Annotated in this window: 25 protein-coding genes and 1 pseudogene; 22 read left to right on the top strand and 4 right to left on the bottom strand. The window is 36.1% G+C overall.

Going from position 1 to position 23,897, the window contains the following annotated elements; all coding sequences use genetic code 11:
- Positions 1-8: 8 nt before the first annotated feature.
- Together IGI58_RS00355 and nth are read left to right on the top strand one after the other, a co-directional pair.
- The gene (locus IGI58_RS00355) at positions 9-725 is read left to right on the top strand and encodes a DnaD domain protein (RefSeq protein ID WP_429955139.1); all 717 of its coding nucleotides are present in this window, start codon (positions 9-11) and stop codon (positions 723-725) included.
- Positions 726-736: 11 nt separating this feature from the next.
- Positions 737-1,384, top strand: a complete 648-nt coding sequence (gene nth, locus IGI58_RS00350; protein ID WP_087640322.1) for an endonuclease III — start codon at positions 737-739, stop codon at positions 1,382-1,384.
- 114 nt (positions 1,385-1,498) lie between these two features.
- On the opposite strand, the gene IGI58_RS00345 is transcribed toward nth, so the two are convergent.
- On the bottom strand, positions 1,499-3,301 hold the full coding sequence (locus IGI58_RS00345; RefSeq protein WP_225533772.1) for a glycerophosphoryl diester phosphodiesterase membrane domain-containing protein: 1,803 nt from the start codon (positions 3,299-3,301) through the stop codon (positions 1,499-1,501).
- Positions 3,302-3,391: 90 nt separating this feature from the next.
- The gene (locus IGI58_RS00340) at positions 3,392-3,991 is read right to left on the bottom strand and encodes a TVP38/TMEM64 family protein (RefSeq protein ID WP_162288323.1); all 600 of its coding nucleotides are present in this window, start codon (positions 3,989-3,991) and stop codon (positions 3,392-3,394) included.
- Between the two features lie 287 nt (positions 3,992-4,278).
- Between IGI58_RS00340 and IGI58_RS00335 the strand changes: the two genes are divergently transcribed.
- The 15 genes and pseudogenes from IGI58_RS00335 to IGI58_RS00265 all read left to right on the top strand — a co-directional run bounded on the left by IGI58_RS00335 (position 4,279) and on the right by IGI58_RS00265 (position 16,673).
- Positions 4,279-5,646 (top strand): Nramp family divalent metal transporter, encoded by a 1,368-nt coding sequence (locus tag IGI58_RS00335; RefSeq protein WP_087640319.1) that lies wholly within the window; start codon positions 4,279-4,281, stop codon positions 5,644-5,646.
- 94 nt (positions 5,647-5,740) lie between these two features.
- Entirely contained in the window at positions 5,741-6,265 is a 525-nt protein-coding gene (rimM, locus tag IGI58_RS00330; RefSeq protein ID WP_429955142.1) for a ribosome maturation factor RimM, read from the top strand.
- Positions 6,255-6,992, top strand: coding sequence for a tRNA (guanosine(37)-N1)-methyltransferase TrmD (gene trmD / locus IGI58_RS00325; protein ID WP_429955414.1), 738 nt, complete (start codon positions 6,255-6,257; stop codon positions 6,990-6,992). Before rimM ends, trmD begins: the two co-directional genes overlap by 11 nt.
- Positions 6,993-7,012: 20 nt before the next feature.
- On the top strand, positions 7,013-7,660 hold the full coding sequence (locus IGI58_RS00320; protein ID WP_429955144.1) for a CatA-like O-acetyltransferase: 648 nt from the start codon (positions 7,013-7,015) through the stop codon (positions 7,658-7,660).
- A gap of 138 nt (positions 7,661-7,798) precedes the next feature.
- Positions 7,799-8,146 carry a 50S ribosomal protein L19 gene (rplS, locus tag IGI58_RS00315; protein WP_010772344.1) on the top strand — a complete coding sequence of 116 codons (348 nt, stop codon included), beginning with the start codon at positions 7,799-7,801 and terminating at the stop codon, positions 8,144-8,146.
- A 327-nt stretch (positions 8,147-8,473) separates the two neighbouring features.
- The gene (locus IGI58_RS00310) at positions 8,474-9,124 is read left to right on the top strand and encodes a hypothetical protein (protein ID WP_429955146.1); all 651 of its coding nucleotides are present in this window, start codon (positions 8,474-8,476) and stop codon (positions 9,122-9,124) included.
- A 105-nt stretch (positions 9,125-9,229) separates the two neighbouring features.
- Entirely contained in the window at positions 9,230-11,968 is a 2,739-nt protein-coding gene (locus IGI58_RS00305) for a SpaA isopeptide-forming pilin-related protein (RefSeq protein WP_429955148.1), read from the top strand.
- Between the two features lie 265 nt (positions 11,969-12,233).
- Positions 12,234-12,548, top strand: a pseudogene (locus IGI58_RS00300) (YdcP family protein).
- A 17-nt stretch (positions 12,549-12,565) separates the two neighbouring features.
- A complete protein-coding gene (locus IGI58_RS00295; protein WP_429955150.1) occupies positions 12,566-12,943 on the top strand; it encodes a YdcP family protein in 378 nt (125 codons plus the stop codon).
- Complete coding sequence (locus IGI58_RS00290; RefSeq protein ID WP_429955152.1) at positions 12,940-13,218, top strand: hypothetical protein; 279 nt, start codon at positions 12,940-12,942, stop codon at positions 13,216-13,218. The genes IGI58_RS00295 and IGI58_RS00290 overlap by 4 nt, the downstream gene beginning before the upstream one ends.
- Positions 13,219-13,395 carry a hypothetical protein gene (locus IGI58_RS00285; protein WP_429955154.1) on the top strand — a complete coding sequence of 59 codons (177 nt, stop codon included), beginning with the start codon at positions 13,219-13,221 and terminating at the stop codon, positions 13,393-13,395.
- Complete coding sequence (locus IGI58_RS00280) at positions 13,392-14,789, top strand: FtsK/SpoIIIE domain-containing protein (RefSeq protein WP_429956305.1); 1,398 nt, start codon at positions 13,392-13,394, stop codon at positions 14,787-14,789. Before IGI58_RS00285 ends, IGI58_RS00280 begins: the two co-directional genes overlap by 4 nt.
- Before the next feature lie 191 nt (positions 14,790-14,980).
- A complete protein-coding gene (mobT, locus tag IGI58_RS00275; RefSeq protein WP_429955158.1) occupies positions 14,981-16,165 on the top strand; it encodes a MobT family relaxase in 1,185 nt (394 codons plus the stop codon).
- A complete protein-coding gene (locus IGI58_RS00270; protein ID WP_429955160.1) occupies positions 16,162-16,452 on the top strand; it encodes a hypothetical protein in 291 nt (96 codons plus the stop codon). Before mobT ends, IGI58_RS00270 begins: the two co-directional genes overlap by 4 nt.
- Entirely contained in the window at positions 16,452-16,673 is a 222-nt protein-coding gene (locus tag IGI58_RS00265; RefSeq protein ID WP_009925525.1) for a hypothetical protein, read from the top strand. The genes IGI58_RS00270 and IGI58_RS00265 overlap by 1 nt, the downstream gene beginning before the upstream one ends.
- 83 nt (positions 16,674-16,756) lie before the next feature.
- Here the strand turns inward: IGI58_RS00265 and IGI58_RS00260 are convergent, their stop codons facing one another.
- Together IGI58_RS00260 and IGI58_RS00255 are read right to left on the bottom strand one after the other, a co-directional pair.
- Positions 16,757-17,011, bottom strand: coding sequence for a hypothetical protein (locus IGI58_RS00260; RefSeq protein ID WP_429955163.1), 255 nt, complete (start codon positions 17,009-17,011; stop codon positions 16,757-16,759).
- Positions 17,012-17,277: 266 nt separating this feature from the next.
- Positions 17,278-17,724 (bottom strand): hypothetical protein, encoded by a 447-nt coding sequence (locus IGI58_RS00255; protein ID WP_429955165.1) that lies wholly within the window; start codon positions 17,722-17,724, stop codon positions 17,278-17,280.
- 114 nt (positions 17,725-17,838) lie between these two features.
- On the opposite strand from IGI58_RS00255, the gene IGI58_RS00250 reads away from it, so the two are divergent.
- The 5 genes from IGI58_RS00250 (at position 17,839) to IGI58_RS00230 (ending at position 23,895) form a co-directional block, all read left to right on the top strand.
- Positions 17,839-18,339 carry an antirestriction protein ArdA gene (locus IGI58_RS00250; protein WP_429955167.1) on the top strand — a complete coding sequence of 167 codons (501 nt, stop codon included), beginning with the start codon at positions 17,839-17,841 and terminating at the stop codon, positions 18,337-18,339.
- Positions 18,340-18,390: 51 nt separating this feature from the next.
- Positions 18,391-18,933, top strand: coding sequence for an ADP-ribosyltransferase (locus tag IGI58_RS00245; RefSeq protein ID WP_429955169.1), 543 nt, complete (start codon positions 18,391-18,393; stop codon positions 18,931-18,933).
- Between the two features lie 78 nt (positions 18,934-19,011).
- A complete protein-coding gene (locus IGI58_RS00240; protein WP_429955171.1) occupies positions 19,012-19,404 on the top strand; it encodes a conjugal transfer protein in 393 nt (130 codons plus the stop codon).
- Positions 19,388-21,841, top strand: coding sequence for an ATP-binding protein (locus IGI58_RS00235; RefSeq protein ID WP_429955173.1), 2,454 nt, complete (start codon positions 19,388-19,390; stop codon positions 21,839-21,841). The genes IGI58_RS00240 and IGI58_RS00235 overlap by 17 nt, the downstream gene beginning before the upstream one ends.
- Positions 21,838-23,895: a CD3337/EF1877 family mobilome membrane protein gene (locus IGI58_RS00230; RefSeq protein WP_429955175.1), complete on the top strand. Its 2,058-nt coding sequence runs from the start codon at positions 21,838-21,840 to the stop codon at positions 23,893-23,895. The genes IGI58_RS00235 and IGI58_RS00230 overlap by 4 nt, the downstream gene beginning before the upstream one ends.
- The last annotated feature ends 2 nt before the right edge of the window (positions 23,896-23,897 follow it).

Here is a 23,897-nt window from a genome sequence, read left to right as displayed (position 1 = left end):
GAGCAGTTATGTTATCAATCAATCAATACCTGCAAGCCGGTGAAACGACTGTCTCCAATCTAGTAATAGAAAATTATCAGAAAATCGGCTTAACAGATGAAGAATTCCTTTTTTGGCTGCAATTATTCCGTTCACAAGCTAAAGGAGATCTTTTTCCAGATTTAGCTGAAATCAGTCAGATCATGAATAAGCCCATGGAAGTCATCTATAAGTTATTGAATCAGCTCGTTTCAAGAGGATTTCTAACAATCCAGACAAAGCAAAATGAGCAGGGACAAATGATGGATACGTATGATCTACTGCCAATTTTTGAGAAAATTTCTTTATTACAGGAAAAACAGATAGAACAAGAGCAGGAGCATTCATCTGAAGAATCGATCAAGCAATTGTATCAAGGATTCGAGAAAGAATTTGGTAGACAGTTGTCTCCGATCGAACTAGAGATGATCGGACAGTGGTTGGAAACTGACCATTATCAACCTGAATTGATCAGGCTAGCTTTAAGAGAAGCAGTCTTGAATCAGGCGTATAGTTTAAAATATATCGATCGTATCTTGCTGGCTTGGGAACGTAAAAATATTACGACAAAAGAGCAAGTGGCTGAAGATCAAAAACGACGAAAACAAGCATTGATCCAAAAAGAAATCGAGCAGCAAGGTGCTGCAAATGAGCCTATACCTAAAGTTACCCTTCATAATTGGCTCAATCCGGAAGATAACGAGTAGGAGGTAGATACATGCTTTCCAAAGAGAAGACAATGGAAGCTATCGAAATTATGTATGACATGTTTCCAGAAGCGGAATGCGAGCTTACACATCAAAATCCATTTCAATTGTTGATTGCGGTCATTTTGAGTGCTCAAGCAACAGATGTTTCCGTAAATAAAGCAACACCCGCATTGTTTGCTGCTTATCCAACACCAGAAGCATTAGCTAATGCGCCGATCGAAGGAATCATTGAAAAAATCAAAACGATTGGTTTGTATCGTAACAAAGCGAAAAATATCAAAGCTTGTGCGGCACAATTATTGGAACAGTTTGACGGGAAAGTACCAGAGACCCGAGAAGAATTGATCACATTGCCTGGTGTCGGTCGAAAAACGGCAAACGTTGTTATGGGAGATGCTTTTGGTGAGCCAGCTATCGCTGTGGACACCCATGTTGAAAGAGTGTCGAAACGCTTGCGTATTTGTAAATTAGATGCCAGTGTACGAGAAGTAGAAGACACGTTGATGCGTAAGATCCCTAAAGAGTTATGGGTGAAGACACATCATACGATGATTTTTTTCGGACGCTATCATTGCTTGGCACGTAGCCCTAAATGTGAAGTTTGCCCGCTTTTATATCTGTGTCAAGATGGTAAAAGCCGAATGGGCAAGAAATAGTAAAAAATGCGATGCAAAAGTAAATTTTACTTTTGCATCGCATTTTTATTTTGAATAAATCGTAGGAATCAAGCGGAATTGCTTTGTGATTCACAAAAATGATCTTTCTGATAGTTATCCAATACCTATAACGAAATGAAGTAATTTGTCTGAATAAGTCAATTCATCGACATCTGTTCGAATCGTTTCATTCAGCAATTTAAGTTTATCAGTAATGATACCGTCGACCCCATAAAACATCATGCGAGTCATCGTGTCTTCATCATTTGCTGTCCAAGCATAGACCTTTTTCCCATCGTTATGTGCAGCGTTGACAAAATTTCTGTTCAATGTGGTATATTCCATAGTGAAGAAATCAACATTAGCTACTGGTGGACCAACGATATTGAATGGTAGGATATAACCGACATAAAAGTTAGGCTCTTTTTCTTTGAGCTCTGTTGCTGTATTGAAGGTCAATGTTTGAATAATGTGTTCTTCTTTTAAGATGATATTTCGATATTTTTCAATAAAGCGATCGACTAAATCTGGACTATCTTGTTTGGTTGTTTTGATTTCTATAAGAAGTTTTTGATTTAACTGTTTTGCTTTAGCTAAATAATCATCGAAGGAACAAACAGGTGCCTGCATCCCATTTTCTGTCACTGTTAGTTTTTCTAATTCTGCCAAAGTCAGTTCATTTGGGCGTTTATTGACACCGGTCAAATTTTTTAAATTGAAATCATGAAAAACGACAAACTGTTTATCTTTTGTTTCTTGAACGTCCATTTCTACATAACTTGGCTTTTCTAAGCTAGTCTTCTCGAGAGCTGTCAATGAATTTTGAACACCGTTTCCATCATCTACCCCTCTATGAGAAAGGGTCAACGGTTCTTTTATAGAAGGATTACTTAAATAATTAGTATTATACGTGCCGACACCAATACCGAAGATTGTAGCAATAAACACGAATGAGCCGATTTTTAGGGCTGTCCATTCTCTATGAGAAGGTTTTTTCTGGGTAAAGAACCATTGAGGGATCTCAGGTAAGAATCCTTCGTCATCCATATAATCGATCGTGATATAAAAGATCCCGACGGTAGAAAAAATAATATTCAGCAGTAACACAAACTGCAATAAGGTCATGGCAACGACAGCACTGACTAAAGCATATTCAGGAAATGCTGCTTCAATGATTGCTTGAGCGCTGAGGATCACCGTATAACTTAAAACAAAAAAGACTAAAATACTACCGCCGATGACAATAAATTGACCAAGGATCCGGAAGAAATGATTTTTGGTCGAATGCCAACTTTCTTTGACCGCCTGACGAAACGGTACGTCTCTTAAAATCATTTCAGGAAGCGCGAAGATCAAACGGATCGAAAGATAAAAAAAGAGTAAGTAACCCAAAAGAACGAGCGCTATGATCGTTACACGATTCGCAAAAATGAAATCCATGATAAACGCGGGTATTTTGATTTTTGCCAATAAATCTGAATTGAATCCTAAACCGCTAAGGGGTAAAACCAAGAAAAAATAAAACAAAAAGAATAAGATCGTACTGAAACGAATTTTTTTTAATTGAAGAAAAGTACCTTTTAATAAATTTGAGAGAGAAATCGGTTGCTTTTTCTTAATAAAAAAGATACTTAAAAGTAAAAATGTAAATTCAAAAAAAACTGCGATTACAATCAAAACTAAGATCAACAACAAAGCGATCAACACACCAGGGTGCTTTTCAAAAATGATTGGAATCGTATCATAAGACAAATAATTGATTTGACCTTGTCTTAGAATAAATCGCGTAGAGCTTGCCAGAAAGGGCAGTAAGATAAATAACATGAACCCATGCATCAATAGAACATCGCGGAAATAAGCTGATGTTCCCGAAAAAAAATCAATCATATTTTTGAAACTGTTTTTTAAATATGTCACATTCCATCCATCCTTACAACACTAAAATAAAAGAAGATAGAACACAAGCTGCATTCTATCTTGATCGTTTCTATTATACATTTTTAGAGCTTAAAAGCCCAACAAACCGTTCAAAAAAGTACCGCCGTAAATCAATGCTAAGCTATATAAGAAGATAGAAACTGGTTTAGCTAAAATAATGATCAAAGTAAATTTTCTTAAAGACATTTTTGTCAAACCAGCCATTAAACACAAAGCATCATCGGGAGCGATCGGTAAGAAGATCGCTAAGGCGAATAGCCGCTCAAAACGTTTTTCATTATCCAACCAGCCGATATACTTGTTATATGTTTTATCACTAACTAGACTTAAAATAAATGGCTTGCCATATTGTCTACCAAGAAGAAAAATGATGACAGATCCAATCGCGATCCCCACATAGTTATATATAAAGCCTGCAAATGGGCCGAAGATCAAAACGCCAGCAGCACAACTGATACCACCTGGAATGATCGGGATCACCACTTGGATGATTTGGATCAACATGAAAACGATCGGTCCCAAGATGACTGAGTCACCGACTAAACCTCTCAATGCGTCAACATCTTTAAAAACACCTAACCGCATGAAATAAATCGTTACAGCAATTGTCGCGATAATTCCAACGATCGAAATGCAATTTATAATTTTCCGTGAAAGTGCGATGCTCAATTCTATCATCTCCTTAAAAGTAACTATCTATAGTATAAAATTCTTATTAGTAATTTACCATTGTTAATTCCAAATTTTTACGAACAAAGTTGTAAGAACCAACTTACTAAACATATTATACAAATAAAAGGTTAAAAAAAACATCCTACTTAAGTCTTAATTAAAAAAATGAATGATTCTGTTTACATCTATGCATGAGAGGATTATAATAAACTTAAGAATTATGGTGTACCTAAAAATATAATAAAAGGAACCTTAGGATTGATAAATGGAAGAAGGATATAAGTATGAAAAAAGAGCACACAGAAGCAGAAAAAATATTGAATTATGCCAATGGTCCCAGTCTAGAAGAAATCAACAATACAGTGGAAGTCCCAAAAGATGCGAGCTTTTGGCGAACTCTTTTAGCATATAGCGGACCTGGTGCTCTCGTTGCAGTCGGATATATGGATCCAGGGAATTGGATCACATCGATCGCAGGTGGTGCTGAATATAAATATGCATTGCTAAGTGTCATTTTGTTATCTAGTTTGATTGCTATGCTTCTTCAAAGTATGGCGGCAAAATTAGGAATCGTAACAGGCCGTGACTTAGCGCAAGCAACACGAGAACACACAAGTAAAAAGACAGGTTTTATTCTATGGATCATTACAGAACTTGCGATCATGGCGACAGATATTGCTGAGGTCATCGGTGGAGCTGTAGCATTGCAATTATTATTTGGATTTCCACTGCTGATCGGTGTTTTGATCACAACGTTTGATGTATTATTATTACTATTACTGACGAAATTAGGTTTTAGAAAAATCGAAGCGATCGTAGCCTGTTTGATAGCGGTCATTTTCTTTGTTTTTGCGTATGAAGTAGCGTTAGCTGATCCAATGATCGGTGAGGTTTTACGTGGATTTATCCCAGATCCTAAAATCGCAAGTGATAAATCGATGCTTTTTCTAGCACTGGGAATCGTTGGTGCAACGGTGATGCCGCATAATCTGTATTTGCACTCCTCGATCGCTCAAGCGAGAAAATTCGATCGTAATGATGATGCGGAAAAAGCTAAAGCCATTCGTTTCACTATTTGGGATTCGAATATCCAACTAACGGTCGCTTTCATCGTAAATTGTTTATTGTTGATTTTAGGTGGAGCATTATTTTATGGAACAAATAGTGATTTAGGGAAATTCGTTGATCTATTTGATGCATTAAAAAATCCTGATATCGTAGGGAATATTGCCAGCCCGGTATTGAGTATTTTATTTGCGATCGCCTTACTTGCTTCTGGGCAAAATTCGACTATCACAGGTACACTTTCCGGTCAAATCGTGATGGAAGGATTTATTCATTTGAAGATGCCTTTATGGATGCGTCGAGTCGTGACACGATTGCTTGCGATCGTTCCTGTGATCATTTGTGTGATTCTTTATGGAGGGAGAGAGTCAGCGGTTGAAGACTTACTATTATATACACAAGTCTTTTTAAGTATCGCCTTACCAGTATCGATCATTCCATTGACATTGTACACGAGTGATAAAAAAATCATGGGAAAATTTGCTAACCCGATGTGGGTCAAAGTACTTGCGTGGATCATTGCGATTGTATTGACCGCCCTGAACCTATTCTTGATTTATGGAACACTGACTGGTATTAATGCATAGTTAATAAAAAAAGATTGAATGATAGATGTAGATAGAATTCAGTCACTGGAAATGGTAAAATGGAAAAGACAAAAATTTGAAATGAGGGCTTTTCGTGACTGAATATTTAAATGTTGGAAAAATCGTTAATACCCAAGGATTAAAAGGAGAAGTACGAGTGATTTCTCAAACGGATTTTCCAGAGCTTCGCTATAAAAAAGGGACGACGTTAACACTATTTCAAGAGAAGAAAGAACCAATTGAACTAACGATCAACACACACCGTAAACATAAAAATTTTGATATCGTGACCTTTGAAGGACGTTCATCTATCAATGATGTAGAGAAGTATCGTGACGGTATCTTGAAAGTATCAAAAGAGCAATTAACAGATTTGCCCCAAGATGAATTTTATTATCATGAAATCATTGGACTGACTGTGATCGATGAGAATGAAAAAGAGCTTGGCAAAATCAAAGAGATTTTATCACCTGGAGCGAATGATGTGTGGGTAGTACAGCGTCCTAAGAAAAAGGATGCATTGATTCCTTATATCGAATCCGTTGTTAAGTCTGTCGATTTAGAGCAAGGTATTGTCCGTGTGGAGATCCCAGAAGGATTGATCGATGATGAAGATTGATGTATTGACACTGTTCCCAAGAATGTTTGAAGGGCCGATGGGTGAGTCGATCATCGGTAAAGCAGTGGAGAAGAACTTACTTGAGATCAACGTCTCTAATTTTCGAGATTATTCAGATAACAAACATCAATCTGTAGATGACTATCCTTATGGCGGTGGAGCGGGAATGCTGTTAAAAGTTCAGCCTATCTATGATAACTTACAGAGCATCGAAGAATTGTCACCAGAAACGAAAAAACGTGTGATTCTTTTAGATCCTGCTGGAAAGCCGTTCGATCAAAAAATGGCAGAAGAGTTTTCTAAAGAAGAGCATCTTGTCTTTATTTGCGGTCATTATGAAGGTTATGATGAGCGGATTCGATCCTTAGTGACAGATGAAGTTTCTTTAGGTGACTATGTGTTGACAGGGGGCGAGTTAGGGGCGATGGTGATGATCGATGCAACAGTTCGTCTATTGCCGGATGTTTTAGGAAATAAGTTGTCCGCTCAAACAGATTCTCACTCAACTGGGTTATTGGAACATCCTCAATATACTCGTCCAGCGGAATTCAATGGGATGCAAGTGCCGGAAGTGTTGACAAACGGCAATCATAAATTGATCGACGAGTGGCAGCAAAAAGAGTCTTTAAGACGAACGCTAAATCGTAGACCTGATATGCTTGAGAAAATTGATTTAACACCTCAACAGGAAAAATGGTTGGAAGAACTTCGTAATGAAATAGAGTAGCTTTACAGGAGGTTACAGAAATGGGCGTAACGGCAACAGTCATCGATCAAAAAACATGGCAACGGAAAGAGCATTTTGACTTTTTTTCAAGAGCTGCAGATTCACCTTTGTATGATGTGACGACACAACTGGATGTGACTCATTTTTATGAGTATGTGAAACAAAACGAGCTATCTTTTTACTACAGCATGATTTATGCAACGACAACTATCATGAACCAAATTGAAAATTTCCGTTATAAAATACGAGGCGAAGAAGTTTTTTTGATCGATCGTTTAATTCCAAGTTTTACAGATTTAAAACCTGACAGTGAATTATTTCATATTGTGACTCTTGATCTAGAAAAAGAGCTGCACGCCTTTGTCAATAAAGCAAAAAAAGTCAGTGCAGAACAGCAGAGTTACTTTCCTGATTCAAAGTATCAGCCAGACGAGATGATCCAGTTTTCCTGCCTGCCGTGGTTTTCTTTCACAAATCTAGGTAATGAATTGAGCTTAGATCGGGATGACTCGATCCCTAAAGTGACATGGGGAAAATTCGAAAAGAGGGATGCTTGCTTGCTTTTGCCATATTCCGTTCAAGTCAATCATCGTTTAGTCGATGGTTTACATTTAGGCAAACTGATCAATCAACTGCAAGACTTTTTAGATGAGCTTCCCGTAGATTAAGTAAGATTATCAAGAAAAATCCCTTTACAGCAACATAGATACTGTGTTAAACTATTTCAGTGAGTGTAAAGCGCTCAACTATTACGATATTCCGCTGTGGCAGTGCCATAAGAATGTTTGGAATGAGGAGAAAAAAGAATGAATCCATTAATTCAAGAATTAACACAAGAACAATTACGTACGGATATCCCTGCGTTTCGTCCTGGGGACACTGTTCGCGTTCACGCGAAAGTTGTCGAAGGTACACGCGAACGTATTCAGTTATTTGAAGGAGTTGTTATCGGCCGTCGCGGTACAGGTATCAGCGAAACTTATACAGTACGTAAAATCTCTAATGGTGTTGGTGTGGAACGTACATTCCCATTACACACACCACGTGTTGCCCAAATCGAAGTAGTTCGTTATGGTAAAGTTCGTCGTGCGAAACTTTATTACTTACGTGCATTACACGGAAAAGCAGCTCGTATTAAAGAAATCAGAAGATAAGTGTTTCTTAGATTGCCCGAGTAAGAAAAAAGTGCGAAAGTCCTTGATATCAAGGGCTTTTTCTTTTGGCTTTGTTTAAGGAAATCGTGTGTATTTTCTGTAATTGTCCTTGACTGTCCCAGATTGACTACCTATGTTGTCAGAAAGTAGGTAGAAATCATAGGAAAAGTTGACGACAAAAAGGATTCCTAAAATACCAAAACGATGCCCCAATTTAGTAGATTAGAGGATGAGTCTACTAAATACAGAGAAGAACCTGTGCAGTTGGTGCAGGTGTAAAATGGACAAGCCAAAGTACTTTTTTACAAATGAAAGGGTGAGTGGCTGATGACAGTAAAAGATCATCGAACAATTTGGAAAGAAAAAAATGATTTAGAATTGATGGTATTAATTCAAGAATTTATTGAATTTGAAGGTATCACAAGTGTTAGAGACTATCAGAACGCAAAAAAAGAGTTTCCTAATAAAGTGCCAAGTTTGTGGTTTATTAATGAGCGATTCGGTTCATGGGAAAATTTGCAAAATCGTTTAGGAAATAAAACATACGATCGATATAGATGGGCAAAATATTCAGACGACCAGCTGTTTGAGATTCTCCAATCTTTTATTGTAAAGAATAATATTCGGTCACAAAGGATGTATGAAAAGAATCGCAAAGGTAAAAACCTCCCAAGCTTATCGACGGTTAATAAAAGGCAGATTGATATAAGCCAATTATTTGATAAACGAGTGGCCTCTAAAAGTTTTGTAACAGACTTTGAATTGCTAACAAGTTTGAAAAATGAAATTGTTCGATTGAACTTGGAAGAAAGCTTGTCTATGACCGAATTTAGAAGAAGATATGATCGAGATGCTTTACCATCAATTGATACAATTATGCGACGAACAAATAAAAATTGGGAAGAGCTACTAGCTGAAATTGGGTACGATTATCGACCAATTAAGACAAGTAGACTTTTACAAAATTTAGAAAATTAAATAGTAGAAACAAGTGAACATCAGACACTTGAATCAAGACACTAGAGCAAGATTTTGAACCTAAAAATCTTGCTCTTTTTTTTATGGAAAAAAGGAGGAATCATTTTGAAAAAAGTAAATAAATTAATCAATCGATTATTATTGTTCGTATTAATCACACTACCCCTTATTACTTCTGCATCATCCGTATACGCTGCAGAGGGGTCATTCCATAAGATTGGGGATTGGGTGTCTACATGGCACTCTAAATTACTCAATGGGACACATTGGACAGAGCAAGGATCGAATATGATGACAGTGGATGGGAATCCAGCATTTTGTATTGAGCATGGTATTCCTGTGACAGAGCCAGGAGCAGGCTTTGAACCTAGCGAATTGAGTATACCAGAAAAGGATCGTTTAGCCCTGATTGCTTATTATGGGTATCAAACCAATCCTAATGCACTATCGTATACCATTACACAGCATATTATTTGGGAAACACTAGGAAATGAATTGTTAACAACCCAGGTTCCAAACTATCAAGCAGAAAAGCAACGAATATTGAATCAGGTGGATGCTCATAATATTAAGCCAAGTTTCGACAATCAAACGATTGAATTAAATGTTGGTGAGTCTATTACCTTAAAGGATTCAAATAGTGTGTTAAGCAAGTATAAGGTATTAGCCAATAATTCAGCGAATTTAAATGTTGAAAAATCAGGAAATACATTAAAGTTAACCGCTAAAACAGCTTCTAAAGAAACAGGGACATTACAGTATGATATTGCCAATAAAAACGATGTAGGAACAACTTTTGTTTATCATAAGAAAGGGCAACAAAGATTAGCTAAATTTAAACTAAATTCAGCGGGAAGCTTTGGCTTGACTATTAAAGTGAATTTAAACGGACATGTCAAACTTAAGAAAGTAGATGAAACGACAGGAAAAGCATTGGCAAATACAAAGATAAAATTTGAATATGCTGGACAAACGAAAGAGGTCACTACAAAGGAGAATGGTTTAGCTGAACTAAGAGATATTAAAGCAGGAACAAAGGTTAAAATAACGGAAATACAAGCTGCTGATGGATTTGTAAGTAAGGGGCTGTCTCAAGAAATCGTGATTGAACCGAATAAGACAATTGAAATTACATGGAATAACCAACCTCAAATGGGGCTATTGAAGCTAACGAAGCTTGGCAAACAACCAGTAAAGTTAACCTCATTAAATTCTGAATATGGCTTTATTCAGCAATTAGAGTACGATCAAGCACCGTTAGCGAACGTTGTTTTTGATTTAAAAACAGCAGAAGACATTTTGGTTGGTGGCACAAAACGACATGCTAAGGGAGAGGTTGTTGCGACTGTAACGACCAATAATGATGGTGTTGTTGAGAACATGCCCCAGCTCTTTTTAGGGAAATATGTTGCAGTGGAAAAAAGTGTGCCTGCTGGATTTATTATCAATCATGCAGAACTACCATTTGAATTTACCTATGGTGGGCAAACGGTTGATTTAGTTTCAACAAGTTTAGAGGTAAAAAATGATTTTCAAGAGGTTGAGCTCATGATTCATAAGGATGAGGAAAGTATAAAGGGGTGGAAAGATAATAGCCCAATGCTAGAGACTGTCCCATCCGAAGAAAAGATCTTTGGTTTATATAATGTGGAGGCTATTCATGTAAACGATCATTTATCCGTTGATTCTAATAGCTTGATGGCTGTTATTAAAACAAGTGATGGTATCGGTCGTGAGCAATTAAACTTACAAGTGGGCAATTACTATGTCAAAGAATTAAGTGCGGGTTCTCTCCATGAGTTAGATACGCGTCAATTTCCGTTTACGTTTGATGGTAACAATCAAGATCAAGTGGTGAAGATTAATGTATCTGAGGAAGAAGATCAACCAATTCTTAATAAGCTTCATTTTAATCAGTTTTCTTTTATCAAGGAAAACGAGAAGGCAATTCTTCATGAGAAGGAAGGCTATACGTATGACTTTTCTGGAAATGCTAAAGGGGCTGTTTTTACACTAGAAGATGAAGAGGAAAAGGTCATACAAACTGTAGCAGCTGATGAAAAATCGATTGTTTCCTTCAAAAATGTTCCAGTAGGCACCTTTATATTAAAAGAAAAAGAACCGTCTTCTGCTGATTATCTTATCTCTGAACAATCAATAAAAATTGTCTCTACAATGAAAGGCATCACAGCATATGATGAAAAAGGAAAAGAGTTATCATTAACAGATAAAAATGCTAAAAAAGATACTTCTGCAACAAAAGAAGCAACTGATTCAGAGATTGAGCCAAATTCAACAACGTCAATCCCAATGGATGAAAAAAATGAAAATTCTGATGAACAGCTCAAGTTGGATGAATCAATAGAACCACTATTCAAAATCCAAAATATCTTGAAAAAGGGTGGAGCAGAGCTGTCTAAAATAGATGTTGCTACAGCTGATCCATTGCCTAAAACAGGGATTCAAATTTTGGATAAAGATGGGAAAATTGTAGTTGATGGTCGAACGGATGAAAAAGGACAGTTTAAATTTAAGGGGCTGCCAGCAGGGAACTATACGTTTAAAGAGTTTGACGCTCCAGAAGGGTATGAGTTAGATGAGACTCCGTTACCCTTTGAAATTGCAGAGGATAATGAGATTGTAAAATGTGAGATGACCAATAAAAAAGTTCCAGAAAAACTAGAGCCTAAAAATCCTCAACCAAAAGAAAAAGGTCGCTTACCACAAACAGGTGAACAAAAACGAAATAGGGTAGTAGCGATAATTGGCTTGTTGCTTATTGTTAGTTTTGCAGGTGGAATTGGTTACAAGAGGTACCTCAAAAACTTCAATAAAGATAACTAAGAAGCAATAGAAAAGGCGATCAGACACACAGGTCGTCTTTTTTGTTTGTTAAATTATAGAGAAGGGGTGACGTAGAAAATGAGAAGTAGACGAGATCATGTTTCTTTTAAAGAGAATTTATTGAGCAAGGGAGTTCTCTTTAAAACAGGTGCTGTGCTGTTTCTAGGGACAGTAGCTATATTAGGCTACAAACGACTAAGAAAGTCTGATTCTAACTAGAGTAAAGCTGGAATTATTTAAATTAAAACGGAAAGAAGGAAAAACAATGGAACTAAAACACATTATTCCAAATATGGAACAAACCTTTGGATAACTCGAATATGCAGGAGAAGGAGCGGTTGAACAACGCCGAATTAATGGCAGACCGACAGTCCTTTCTAGAAGCTATAACTTGTATTCTACCATTCAACGAGCAGATGATATTGTGGTTATTTTACCTGCTGATGGTGGTGAGAAGCATTTTGAGGTAGAAGATAAAGTCAAATTGGTTCAGCCTAAAATTATAGCAGAGGGCTATAAAATCGGGACAAGAGGATTCACCAATTATGTCCTGCACGCTGATGATATTGTGAAGGCGTAAGAAAGGGAGGAAAAACAATGAGATTAGCAGAAGGAATTGTAATTGAAAAAGAGGCAACATTTGGTCTATTGAAATTTTCAGCATTGCGTCGTGAGGTGCGCATTCAAAATGAAGATGGCACAGCATCGAACGACATTAAGGAGCGTACCTATGATTTAAAATCAACAGGTCAAGGACGTATGATTCAAGTGAGTATTCCTGCATCTGTTCCGCTTAAGGAATTTGATTATAATGCAGAGGTCGAATTGATTAATCCGGTGGCAGATACAGTGGCAACTGCCACGTTTCAAGGCGCTGACGTGGACTGGTATGTAAAGGCAGATGATATTCGTTTAAAAGAGAAGAAAAAACCATCAATTCCAGTGACTAAAAATGGGAAGGTGGAATCAGCATGATGCAGCAATCCATTCAAGGGACAATGATCGGTATGGATGAATTTCTCAAAGATTTTGAAGAAGTAGTGTCATCTGATGCTCCGATTAATCAAGATCAAGTGGTAACGGAAGTCATCGAGCATTGCTTAGAAAATCAAGATGCTGTGTTTGGTTTAATTCTTGACGAAGAGAAAACAAAAGAGAAAAAAGCGATGTGTTTTGATTTTGCCTGTGCAGGTGAAGAAACTTCAAAAGAGCTGGTCATTTTTTATCTTGATTGTCATGAGGCAAGCTAAATGGATGAACAGATTATTAACTTAATTTTAGAACAAATCAAAGAAGCTGAGGCATTAGGTCAAAAAGGAGTCCATGTTGAATCCTATCAAGCATTATTAAACTATCATGTGACTTGTTTAGAAGTTTTGTATGATGATATTTCTCGTGCCAATCAACAATTGAGGGAACTAACATGAAAAATTTATTAAATTATCGTGGAAAGAAAATCAGACCCAAAAATCAACACCTTGTTTATCACGTCGCGTTAGTTTCTTTGACGCCTATTTTTCTATTAGTAATGGCTTTGTTTTATCGAAAGTCCCTTCTTGCCATTGATTGGTCTGACTTGAAACTATTGGATGCCAACATTCAACTGAATATTCCCTATTTGATAAGTAGTGTCCTCACTGCTTTTTTTGTTTGTCTATTAGTTGCAGCTCTCTATTCTTATTATCGAATAGATCATTTAAAACAGCTACAGCATCGCCAAAAACTCGCACGAATGCTACTTGAAAATGGCTGGTATGAATCAGAGCAAGTTCAATCAGAGTCATTTTTCAAAGATTTAGGAAAAAACAAGACAAAAGAAAAAATCACTTATTTTCCAAAGGTTTATTATCGGTTAAAGGATGGCTTAATTCATATCCACGTAGAGATCACGATGGGAACCTATCAAGATCAATTATTACGGTTAGAGAAAAAGCTGGAAACAGGACTGTATTGTGAATTAGTCGATAAAATTTTGAAGGATTCCTATGTGGAATATACCTTGCTTTACGATACCATCAATAGTCGAATAACTATTGATGAGGTACAGGCAATGAATGGCACACTAAAATTAATGGACTCAGTTCTTTGGGCATACGATTCTTTACCCCATATGCTGATTGCTGGCGGAACAGGTGGCGGCAAGACCTATTTTATTTTAACGATTATTGAAGCCTTGCTACAAACCAATGCAACTATTTACGTGCTTGATCCAAAGAATGCGGATTTAGCAGATTTAGAAACAGTTATGCCGAATGTCTATTATAAGAAAGACGACATGATTGCTTGCTTAAATCAATTCTATGATGAAATGATGGAACGAAATGAAACGATGAAGCAAATGGAAGGCTATAAAACAGGAGAAAATTATGCGTATCTGGGGCTACCAGCTAACTTTTTAGTATTTGATGAATACACCTCGTTTATGGAAATGATTGGTCGTGAAAGCCTTGAGGTCATGAGTAAATTAAAGCAAATCGTGATGTTGGGACGCCAAAGTGGCTTCTTCCTCATTCTTGCTTGTCAACGACCTGATGCAAAATATTTAGGCGATGGTATTCGTGATCAATTTAATTTTCGTGTTGCTTTAGGAAGAATGTCTGAATTGGGGTACTCGATGATGTTTGGAGAAACAGACAAAGACTTTTTCTTAAAACCCATTAAAGGGAGAGGCTATGTAGATGTTGGAACCAGTGTCATTAGTGAATTTTATACCCCACTTGTGCCAAAAGAACATGATTTTTTAAAGGCAATAGAAGAGTTGATACAAAACAAACAGGCAGACGCAGTGACTTGCGAAGCAAAGGTTGCCGCGGCTGACTAGTTTGTCATTGGTGTGGCGCTAGCCACGCCAATATATTAGCCCCCCCATATCTAACAGGGGGGCACAAATACGACTAGAGATAGTCTTTTATATTGACCGAACCCTTGATCTAAAAGGGATTCATATTTTTTAAGCAGTTGTCCGATGGTATGTAAAAGTGGACAACTGCTTTTTTGATTGGAGGAAGGCAAGTGACTGATACATCCCTATGGATTCAAGAGCTTAAGGAAAAACGGATGGCCTTTGGGTTATCTCAAAATAAATTGGCAACAGCAGCTAGTATTAGTCGATCGTATTTAAACAGTATCGAAAATGGCAAAGTAATGCCTACAACGCAATTAAAAGAAGCACTGTTCAATGCATTAGAGCGGTTTGATCCAGATAACCCATTAGAGCTGTTATTTGACTATGTTAGGATTCGGTTTCCAACGACAAATGTTCAGCACATCATTGAAGTGATTTTACGTATCGATAGTGATTACATGCTTCATGAGGACTATGCTTTTTATGGCTATCAAGAGCATTATCGCTTTGGTGATATTGTCGTGATGATTTCTTATGATGAGACTAAGGGAGTTCTTTTAGAGCTTAAGGGGAAAGGCTGTCGGCAATTTGAGAGCTTTCTGTTGGCACAGCATCGAAATTGGTTTGACTTCTTTCGAGAGTGTTTAAAAGAACAGTGTGTCTTCAAACGAATAGATTTAGCTATTAATGATAAAGTAGGTATCTTAGATATTCCCACATTAGCACAGAAGTGTAAGCAAGAAGAATGTATTTCAGTTTTTCGTACGTTTAAAAATTACCGTTCAGGAGAATTGGTGCATCGTGATGAAAAGCAAGGAATGGGCAATACGTTGTATATTGGCTCTCTCAAAAGTGAGGTTTACTTTTGTATTTATGAAAAAGACTATGAGCAGTATGTGAAAAATGATATTGCTCTAGAAGAAGCAGAGGTCAAAAATCGTTTTGAGATTCGCTTGAAAAATGAACGTGCAGCCCATGCAATCAATGATTTACTAACCTATGGCGATGCTGAAAAGACAGCCTTCGACATTATCAATCGTTATATTCGTTTTGTCGATAAAGAGGAAACAAAGCGCCGTTCATCGTGGGAAACGAATGAGCAATGGGCATGGTTTATTGGGAAAGATCGGGGAGCTTTACGCTTAACAACGAAACCAGAACCGTATTCCTTTGATCGCACATTAAATTGGTTGAGACGACAAGTCGCCCCAACCTTGAAGGTTGCTAAGAAAATTGATGAACGAAATGGAACAGATGTAATTGATGAGATGATTCGAGAAGCGCAGTTAAGTGAGCGTCATGAAAAATTGTTAGAACAACAAGTGACACCCGTAGAGGATGTGATTTTATGAGTCGTCTAACCGTGGAGCTAAAGCAATTTGGTTTTTTCTGTGGTATAGAGAACCAATTGTATTTGTTAGATACAGGGAAATATACAGCTCTCATTATTGAAGGGTTTAAGAAGCCACAGTCAATTTACTATCAGTATGATTTTTATAAGCAGACGTTTTATCCTCACTATCATAATAAAATAACAGTTTATGGCGAACGACTGGCACCTATTAATTTGTTGAAACGTGTTCAACGCTATTTTGCGAATCGCTACAATTATTTAGAAGAAAGGGGGAAGCAATTCTAATGAACTTTGGACAAAATTTATATAATTGGTTTTTATCCAATGCTCAATCACTGGTGTTAATGGCGATTGTGGTTATTGGTATTTATTTGGGCTTTAAACGAGAATTTTCTAAGTTGATTGGATTTCTTGTGATTGCCTTAATTGCAGTCGGCTTAGTGTTTAATGCAGGTGGAGTGAAGGATGTATTGTTGAATATATTTAATAAGATTATTGGCGCATAAATGATGAATTATTTATGTTCAATCAATTTTTATGCTTGTTCTTTTGAAAAAATATCGCTACAAATTTTTATTATTCATTGAAACTAAAAAAATGAGACAGGCAAGTTAGTTTCAGGTAATTCTAGAAGTGAAAAACTCTCATATTCTTTTGCAGTGAAATCTCTATAAAAAAATAAATTTGTTGGAGAGACACTAATCTGAAAATCAATAAATTCGAACTCGATTTCTCCACCAACATAAACTATCCTTCCAACATTATTTTTATATGAAAATTCTAAGAATTCCGTTCCCAGGAGTGAAGAAAGCTGTTTTTCAAATTCATTAGTATGATCTAACATGTCCTCCCAATGAGTCCAGCTAATTATATTGTTAAGCTGAATAATTAGTTTGGAAAGTCCTTCTGATGAATAAACTACTGGTTCACCATTATTATTTAACCATCAAAAGACGAATTCAAATTGAATATGTAAGAATTGATTTTTTAATTCAAAATTAGTGATTAGAGTATCAGAAAAAGCGAAAAATTTGTCAGTATTGTGAATGAATGTAGCCATAAATTCTCCTTAAAAGATAGTTTGGTAAGTGGAAAGCGAATTCTTTTAATTTAATGATCTAGCAAGACTTTGTATGTACGAGTAGAGGATAGCTTAGAGGTATCTGGATAATTACTACAAGTGTGAACTAAGTATCCTTCATCATTAATTATAAATGAATAAACTTTATCTTGTTTTTTAGATAAAAGACTAAGTTTTCCATCAGAAAAATTTTGAAAAGTAAGCTGATTTGAGTCTTCAGAAAAATTTGTACTATCATTTTTTATGGAGTACATAAATATATCATCTGAAGATAGTAATAAAAGTAAAGTTTCTGGCTTAGGGTTATTTTCATCTGGAACTAATTCCCACATTCCTATAAAAGGCTCAATATCAGAATATAGAGGACTACTAATAATATTGTCTGGTTGCTTTGTGGAGGTTATCTCATTATTTGATTTACAGGATGAAAGAACCAAACTAAATCCAATTAGAAAAACAAAAAATATTTTTTTCATTACAAACCTCCTAAAATTGTTTAGGTCAATTATACCAAATTTTAAAAGGAAATCTATTAAGTATTTTTTGTAGCTGTATCTAATTAATTACAAAAAAGAAAGGAGGAAATTCAGATGGAAATGCAAGTGTATATTGCTAATTTAGGTAAATATAACGAAGGAGAACTAGTTGGTGAGTGGTTTACACCACCTATTGATTTTGATGAAGTAAAAGAACGAATTGGTTTAAATGAAGAATATGAAGAGTATGCGATTCATGATTATGAGCTGCCATTTGAAATTGATGAATATACACCGCTTGAAGAGGTCAATCGCCTTTGTGAAATGGTAGAGGAAATAGAAGGAACACCAATTTATGATGAATTATCCGAAATTCAAGGGTATTGGTTTAATAGTTTAGAAGAATTATTGGAGCATGTGGATGATATTATTTGTTATTCTGATTGCAATTCTATGGAGGATGTAGCGCGATATTACATTGAGGAAACAGGAAGTTTAGGCGAGATGCCAGAGCATTTACAGCATTATATTGATTATGAAGCGTTAGGAAGGGATATGGAAATAGAGGGAAATTTTTTAGTAACATCTCATGGTGTGTTTGAGTATGTAAACTAAATAATGAATTAATTGGTAAAATTGTTTATAATTGATGCATGGAGGTGAAGTATGAAGACTAATTTACCAATTGAAACCAATCATTTCAAATTACTTGCACTAAAAGATTATTGTTTTACTCAATTTAGAGATATTAACCTTATATTAAGAGAAAGCATATCTACTAAGGCAGATTTTGATAGAATTTATGCTTTAACTTATGGAACAGGAATAACAACTGAAGCAATGTTCAATGATTTTATTTGTAATATCAATCTATTAGATGAAATGTTTCAAGATAGAAAATGTAAACAACCTATTATAACTTATCGAAAATTTGATAGTAAAAAGTTACTTAACTTGGTAATTGGTGGAACTTTTATTGATAAAGGATTTGTTTCTACTAGTATAGACAAAGATAGTCTTAAGAATGTATTACACAGTGATGTATTAAAGTACGATGCAATTGCTAAAATAATGGTTCCAATAGATACTTCTTGTGTATTTATTGGAGATATTTTTAATAGGAAAGAGACTGAATTATTGCTTAATAGAGGGCTTGAATATAAGTTAATAAGTATGGAAGATAATTTATTTACCTTTGAAATTGTTTAGAAATAAAGGAGTAATCTAGTTGTATATTATACACAGGTTACTCTTTTTTTATTTCAAGAAAGGATGTGTTAAATTGAAATGAAAAAAATAAAAAGCTACACAAGTATTTGGTCAGTAGAAAAAGTAGTTTATGCTATCAACGATTTACAATTGCCATTTCCCATTACTTTCACTCAAATGACCTGGTTTGTACTCTCAGTTTTATTCGTCATCCTATTTGGGAAAGTCCCGCCTTTGTCATTCATTAGTGGTGCTTTCCTAAAATATCTCGGTATCCCTGTTGCCTTTACTTGGTTTATGAGTCAAAAGACCTTCGATGGAAAGAAACCCTATGGCTTTTTAAAATCGATTCTTTCTTACTTGGTTCGACCCAAATTAACCTATGCCTATAAACCTGTAAAGCTAAAAAAACAGAATTTGAACGCAGCCCTTACCATCGTTAGGAGTGAAATATATGGCGTATCCGATTAAATATATCGAAAATAATTTAGTGTTTAATCAAGATGGCGAATGCTTTGCGTATTATGAATTAATTCCCTATAATTACAGTTTTCTAAGTCCAGAAGAAAAGTTTCAGGTGCATGATAGCTTTCGACAATTGATTGCTCAAAATCGAGATGGAAAAATACATGCGTTACAGTTAAGTACAGAAACAAGTATTAGAGCCACTCAGGAGCGCTCAAAAAAAGAAGTTACAGGAAAATTAAAAGAAGTGGCCTATCAAAAAATAGATGAACAGACAGACGCGTTAGTAGACATGATTGGAGACAATCAAGTAGACTATCGCTTTTTTATTGGTTTTAAATTATTACTGAACGAGCAAGAACTAACGGTTAAAAACATTAGTCAAGAAATTATGACGGGACTAAAGGAGTTTTTCTATGATGTCAGTCATAAATTAATGGGCGATTTTGTTGCGATGAGCAATGAAGAAATTGAACGATTCTCAAGAATGGAAAATCTGTTAGAGACTAAGATATCTAGGCGGTTTAAAATTCGTCAATTAGATAAGAATGATTTTGGTTATATCATTGAACATCTTTATGGTCAAACAGGGACACCCTATGAAGAGTATGAGTATCATTTGCCAACTAAGAGAAGGGACAAAGAAACCTTAGTCAAACGCTATGATATTTTAAAGCCGACTCGCTGTCTGATTGAAGAAAATCAGCGTTATCTCAAAATTGAAAATGAAGATCAGACCACCTATGTAGCGTATTTTACAATTAACTCAATTGTAGGTGAACTAGATTTTCCTAGTAGTGAAATTTTTTATTACCAGCAACAACAGTTTACTTTCCCGATTGACACCTCAATGAATGTAGAAATCGTAGCAAATAAAAAAGCTCTTTCTACCGTTCGCAATAAGAAAAAGGAGCTGAAAGATTTGGATAGCCATGCGTGGGAAAGTGACAATGAAACAAGCTCAAATGTAGTGGATGCATTGGATTCTGTCAACGAATTAGAAAGCAACTTAGATCAGAGCAAGGAATCAATGTATAAATTAAGTTATGTGGTTCGCGTCTCTGCTAGTAATTTAGAGGAATTAAAGCGTCGCTGTAATGAGGTCAAGGATTTTTACGATGATTTGAGTATTAAACTGGTTCGTCCCTTTGGCGATATGCTTGGGTTGCATAACGAATTTATTCCTGCGTCAAAACGTTATATCAATGATTATGTTCAGTATGTCACTTCTGATTTTCTGGCAGGGTTAGGCTTTGGTGCCACGCAGATGTTGGGTGAAAATGAAGGGATTTATGTTGGCTACAATTTGGATACTGGACGGAATGTCTATTTGAAACCAAGCTTAGCGAGTCAAGGGGTAAAGGGCTCCGTAACGAATGCATTAGCTTCTGCCTTTATCGGAAGCTTAGGTGGCGGAAAATCCTTTAGTAATAATCTACTTGTCTACTATGCTGTCCTTTTTGGCGGTCAAGCAGTGATTGTTGATCCGAAGGAAGAGCGGAGTAATTGGAAAGAAACCTTACCTGATATTGCCCATGAAATTAATATTGTAAATCTTACAAGTGAGGCTGCCAATAAAGGACTGCTTGATCCATACGTTATTTTAAAACGTCCTAAAGACAGCGAGAGCCTAGCGATTGATATTCTGACCTTTTTAACAGGGATTTCTAGTCGTGATGGTGAAAAATTTCCTGTCTTACGAAAAGCGATTCGGCGTGTTACCAAAAGTAAAACGCGTGGTCTGTTGCTTGTTTTGGATGAGCTACGGAATGAAAACACCACCATAAGTAATCACATTGCCGATCATATTGAATCATTTACGGATTATGATTTTGCTCACTTATTATTTAGTGATGGAACTGTTGAACAATCCATTAGCTTAGATAAGCAATTGAACATTATTCAAGTGGCAGATTTAGTGCTACCTGATGCTGAAACTAGTTTTGAAGAATACACAACAATGGAACTGTTAAGTGTTGCGATGCTGATTGTCATTAGTACCTTTGCTTTAGATTTCATTCACTCTGACCGTTCAATCTTTAAAATTGTTGACTTGGATGAAGCTTGGTCATTTTTACAGGTTGCTCAAGGAAAGACTCTTTCAATGAAACTGGTTCGTGCTGGACGAGCGATGAATGCAGGGGTCTATTTTGTGACGCAAAATGCGGATGATTTACTGGATGAAAAATTGAAAAATAATCTTGGGTTAAAGTTTGCGTTTCGTTCAACGGATATTAATGAAATCAAAAAGACATTAGAGTTTTTCGGTGTCGATAAAGAGGACGACAGCAATCAAAAGAGATTACGAGACTTAGAAAATGGACAATGTTTAATTTCAGATTTGTATGGACGAGTAGGTGTCATGCAATTTCATCCTATCTTTGAGGAATTACTTCATGCCTTTGATACAAGACCACCCATCAGAACAGAGGTGGAGGAATGAAAAAGGAACGGTCAATCTTAAAAAGAGTCTTGTTTATTCTAGTGTTGAGCACTATTTTCATTGTAATAGGCTTGATTATACTTGGAACGATTGTTCAAGCAGTTGGTTTAGTAGATGATACAGTGGATGCCAAAAATATCTATTCTATGTATAGCTTAGATAATTATCAACTTGATTTTTATGTAGATAATTCGTGGAACTGGCTCCCTTGGAATTGGGGCGATGGAATAGGCAAGCAAGTCATGTATGGCTTATATGCGATTTCCAATTTTATTTGGACGATATCTCTGTATCTTTCAAATGCGACAGGTTATCTCATACAAGAAGCCTATAAACTAGATTTTATTTCTCAAACAGCGGATGCCATTGGGAAAAATATTCAAACTATTGCAGGCGTTACGAAGCATGGATTTTCAAGCTCTGGTTTTTACGTAGGTTTTTTATTGATTTTAGTACTGGCATTAGGTATCTATGTCGCCTATACAGGTTTATTGAAACGTGAAACCAGCAAAGCGATACAAGCAGTGATTAATTTTTTACTAGTCTTTATTTTATCTGCTTCTTTTATTGCTTACGCCCCTGACTATATCAAAAAAATCAATGCGTTCTCTTCTGATATCAGTAAAGCAAGCTTGGACGTGGGCACGAAAATTATTTTACCTCACTCTGATTCAAAAGGAAAAGACAGTGTCGATTTAATTCGTGATAGTTTATTTTCTATTCAAGTGGAGCAGCCTTGGTTACTACTTCAATATGATAATTCTAATCGAGAGGAGATTGGAGAAGCGCGAATCAAGAAGCTAGTCTCAACTAGTCCAGACTTAAATGATGGGAAGGATCGCGAGAAGATTGTAAAAACTGAGATAGAAGAACAAAAAAATAATCAGTTAACCATTACCAAAACCATTAATCGTTTAGGAATGGTTTTTTTCTTGTTTCTCTTTAATATAGGGATTTCTATTTTTGTTTTTTTACTGACGGGTATCATGATTTTTTCTCAAGTGCTCTTTATTATCTATGCGATGTTTTTGCCGATTAGCTTTTTATTAAGTATGATTCCTAGCTTTAATGGGACAAGTAAAAAAGCAATAATGAAGCTGTTTAATGTCATTATGACGCGCGCAGGGATTACCTTGATTATTACGGTTGCGTTTAGTATTTCAACGATGCTGTATTCCTTATCTGCTAGTCAACCGTTCTTTATGACCGCTTTCTTGCAGATTGTGACGTTTGCTGGAATCTATTTTAAATTAGGTGATTTGTTGAGTATGTTCTCACTTCAAAGCAGTGATTCCCAAGGTGTTGGTAAGCAAATTATGCGTAAACCACGTATGATGATTCATCGTCAAACTAGGAATTTACAACGAAAGCTAGGACGCTCAATGGCAATTGCTGGTTTAGCAACGGCAGCTACTTCTAAAAATCCAAAAACGAAAGTACCGAAAAAGAATGTTCCTAGTTCGGAACAAGCTTCTAAATATCAAAATCGAAGTGTTAGTAGATCAACTGCTAGTCAGCCAACCTTAGCTAAGAAATTAGGCCAGACTACAGGTAATGTTTTAGATACGAAACAGAGACTCACAGATAAAGCAGGGCTGATGAAGGAACAAGTGAAGGGGATTCCGACTCAAACAAAGTACGCTTTTCATCAAAAGAAAGAGGGAACCAAAGAAGCGATGAGGCAGTTCGCAGCTACTGCTAAAACGACCCCTAAGCTAAATCATCAAGAACGCTTGGCTCAACAACGACAACATAGAGAAACAATTGCACAAAAACGTTTAGAGCTGGATAAAACGAAGAACGCTCGGAAATCAGCTGCTTCAACCATACCAACTAGAAATATGAAACTAAAACGACCGGAACACCAACGTCCTAATGTACCGCCTAAATTAGAAAATAGACTGAATCAACCAATTGTTCCCACAAGAACAACAACTCAGATTAAACGAACCAATCAACCTATGCCAACAAAATTTACAAAACCGCCAACCCAATTAAATACCAAGAGAGTGTTAGTCAAGCCTAAAAAAATAAATAACAGGAGAAGGCGTTAATC

The sequence above is a fragment of the Enterococcus sp. AZ020 genome, assembly GCF_050499205.1.
In the GTDB taxonomy this organism is placed as follows: domain Bacteria; phylum Bacillota; class Bacilli; order Lactobacillales; family Enterococcaceae; genus Enterococcus_L; species Enterococcus_L dunnyi.
This window is presented reverse-complemented; position numbering and strand designations above follow the sequence as displayed.

Coding starts and splice junctions, on each gene's coding strand:
- IGI58_RS00320 (WP_429955144.1), top strand. CDS start 7,013: ATGGGCGTAACGGCAACAGTCATCGATCAAAAAACATGGCAACGGAAA.
- IGI58_RS00250 (WP_429955167.1), top strand. CDS start 17,839: ATGGAAATGCAAGTGTATATTGCTAATTTAGGTAAATATAACGAAGGA.
- IGI58_RS00240 (WP_429955171.1), top strand. CDS start 19,012: ATGAAAAAAATAAAAAGCTACACAAGTATTTGGTCAGTAGAAAAAGTA.
- IGI58_RS00355 (WP_429955139.1), top strand. CDS start 9: ATGTTATCAATCAATCAATACCTGCAAGCCGGTGAAACGACTGTCTCC.
- IGI58_RS00265 (WP_009925525.1), top strand. CDS start 16,452: ATGAACTTTGGACAAAATTTATATAATTGGTTTTTATCCAATGCTCAA.
- IGI58_RS00295 (WP_429955150.1), top strand. CDS start 12,566: ATGAGATTAGCAGAAGGAATTGTAATTGAAAAAGAGGCAACATTTGGT.
- nth (WP_087640322.1), top strand. CDS start 737: ATGCTTTCCAAAGAGAAGACAATGGAAGCTATCGAAATTATGTATGAC.
- IGI58_RS00310 (WP_429955146.1), top strand. CDS start 8,474: ATGACAGTAAAAGATCATCGAACAATTTGGAAAGAAAAAAATGATTTA.
- IGI58_RS00285 (WP_429955154.1), top strand. CDS start 13,219: ATGGATGAACAGATTATTAACTTAATTTTAGAACAAATCAAAGAAGCT.
- IGI58_RS00260 (WP_429955163.1), bottom strand. CDS start 17,011: ATGTTAGATCATACTAATGAATTTGAAAAACAGCTTTCTTCACTCCTG.
- IGI58_RS00335 (WP_087640319.1), top strand. CDS start 4,279: ATGAAAAAAGAGCACACAGAAGCAGAAAAAATATTGAATTATGCCAAT.
- IGI58_RS00280 (WP_429956305.1), top strand. CDS start 13,392: ATGAAAAATTTATTAAATTATCGTGGAAAGAAAATCAGACCCAAAAAT.
- IGI58_RS00290 (WP_429955152.1), top strand. CDS start 12,940: ATGATGCAGCAATCCATTCAAGGGACAATGATCGGTATGGATGAATTT.
- rplS (WP_010772344.1), top strand. CDS start 7,799: ATGAATCCATTAATTCAAGAATTAACACAAGAACAATTACGTACGGAT.
- IGI58_RS00255 (WP_429955165.1), bottom strand. CDS start 17,724: ATGAAAAAAATATTTTTTGTTTTTCTAATTGGATTTAGTTTGGTTCTT.
- trmD (WP_429955414.1), top strand. CDS start 6,255: ATGAAGATTGATGTATTGACACTGTTCCCAAGAATGTTTGAAGGGCCG.
- IGI58_RS00270 (WP_429955160.1), top strand. CDS start 16,162: ATGAGTCGTCTAACCGTGGAGCTAAAGCAATTTGGTTTTTTCTGTGGT.
- IGI58_RS00230 (WP_429955175.1), top strand. CDS start 21,838: ATGAAAAAGGAACGGTCAATCTTAAAAAGAGTCTTGTTTATTCTAGTG.
- IGI58_RS00245 (WP_429955169.1), top strand. CDS start 18,391: ATGAAGACTAATTTACCAATTGAAACCAATCATTTCAAATTACTTGCA.
- IGI58_RS00235 (WP_429955173.1), top strand. CDS start 19,388: ATGGCGTATCCGATTAAATATATCGAAAATAATTTAGTGTTTAATCAA.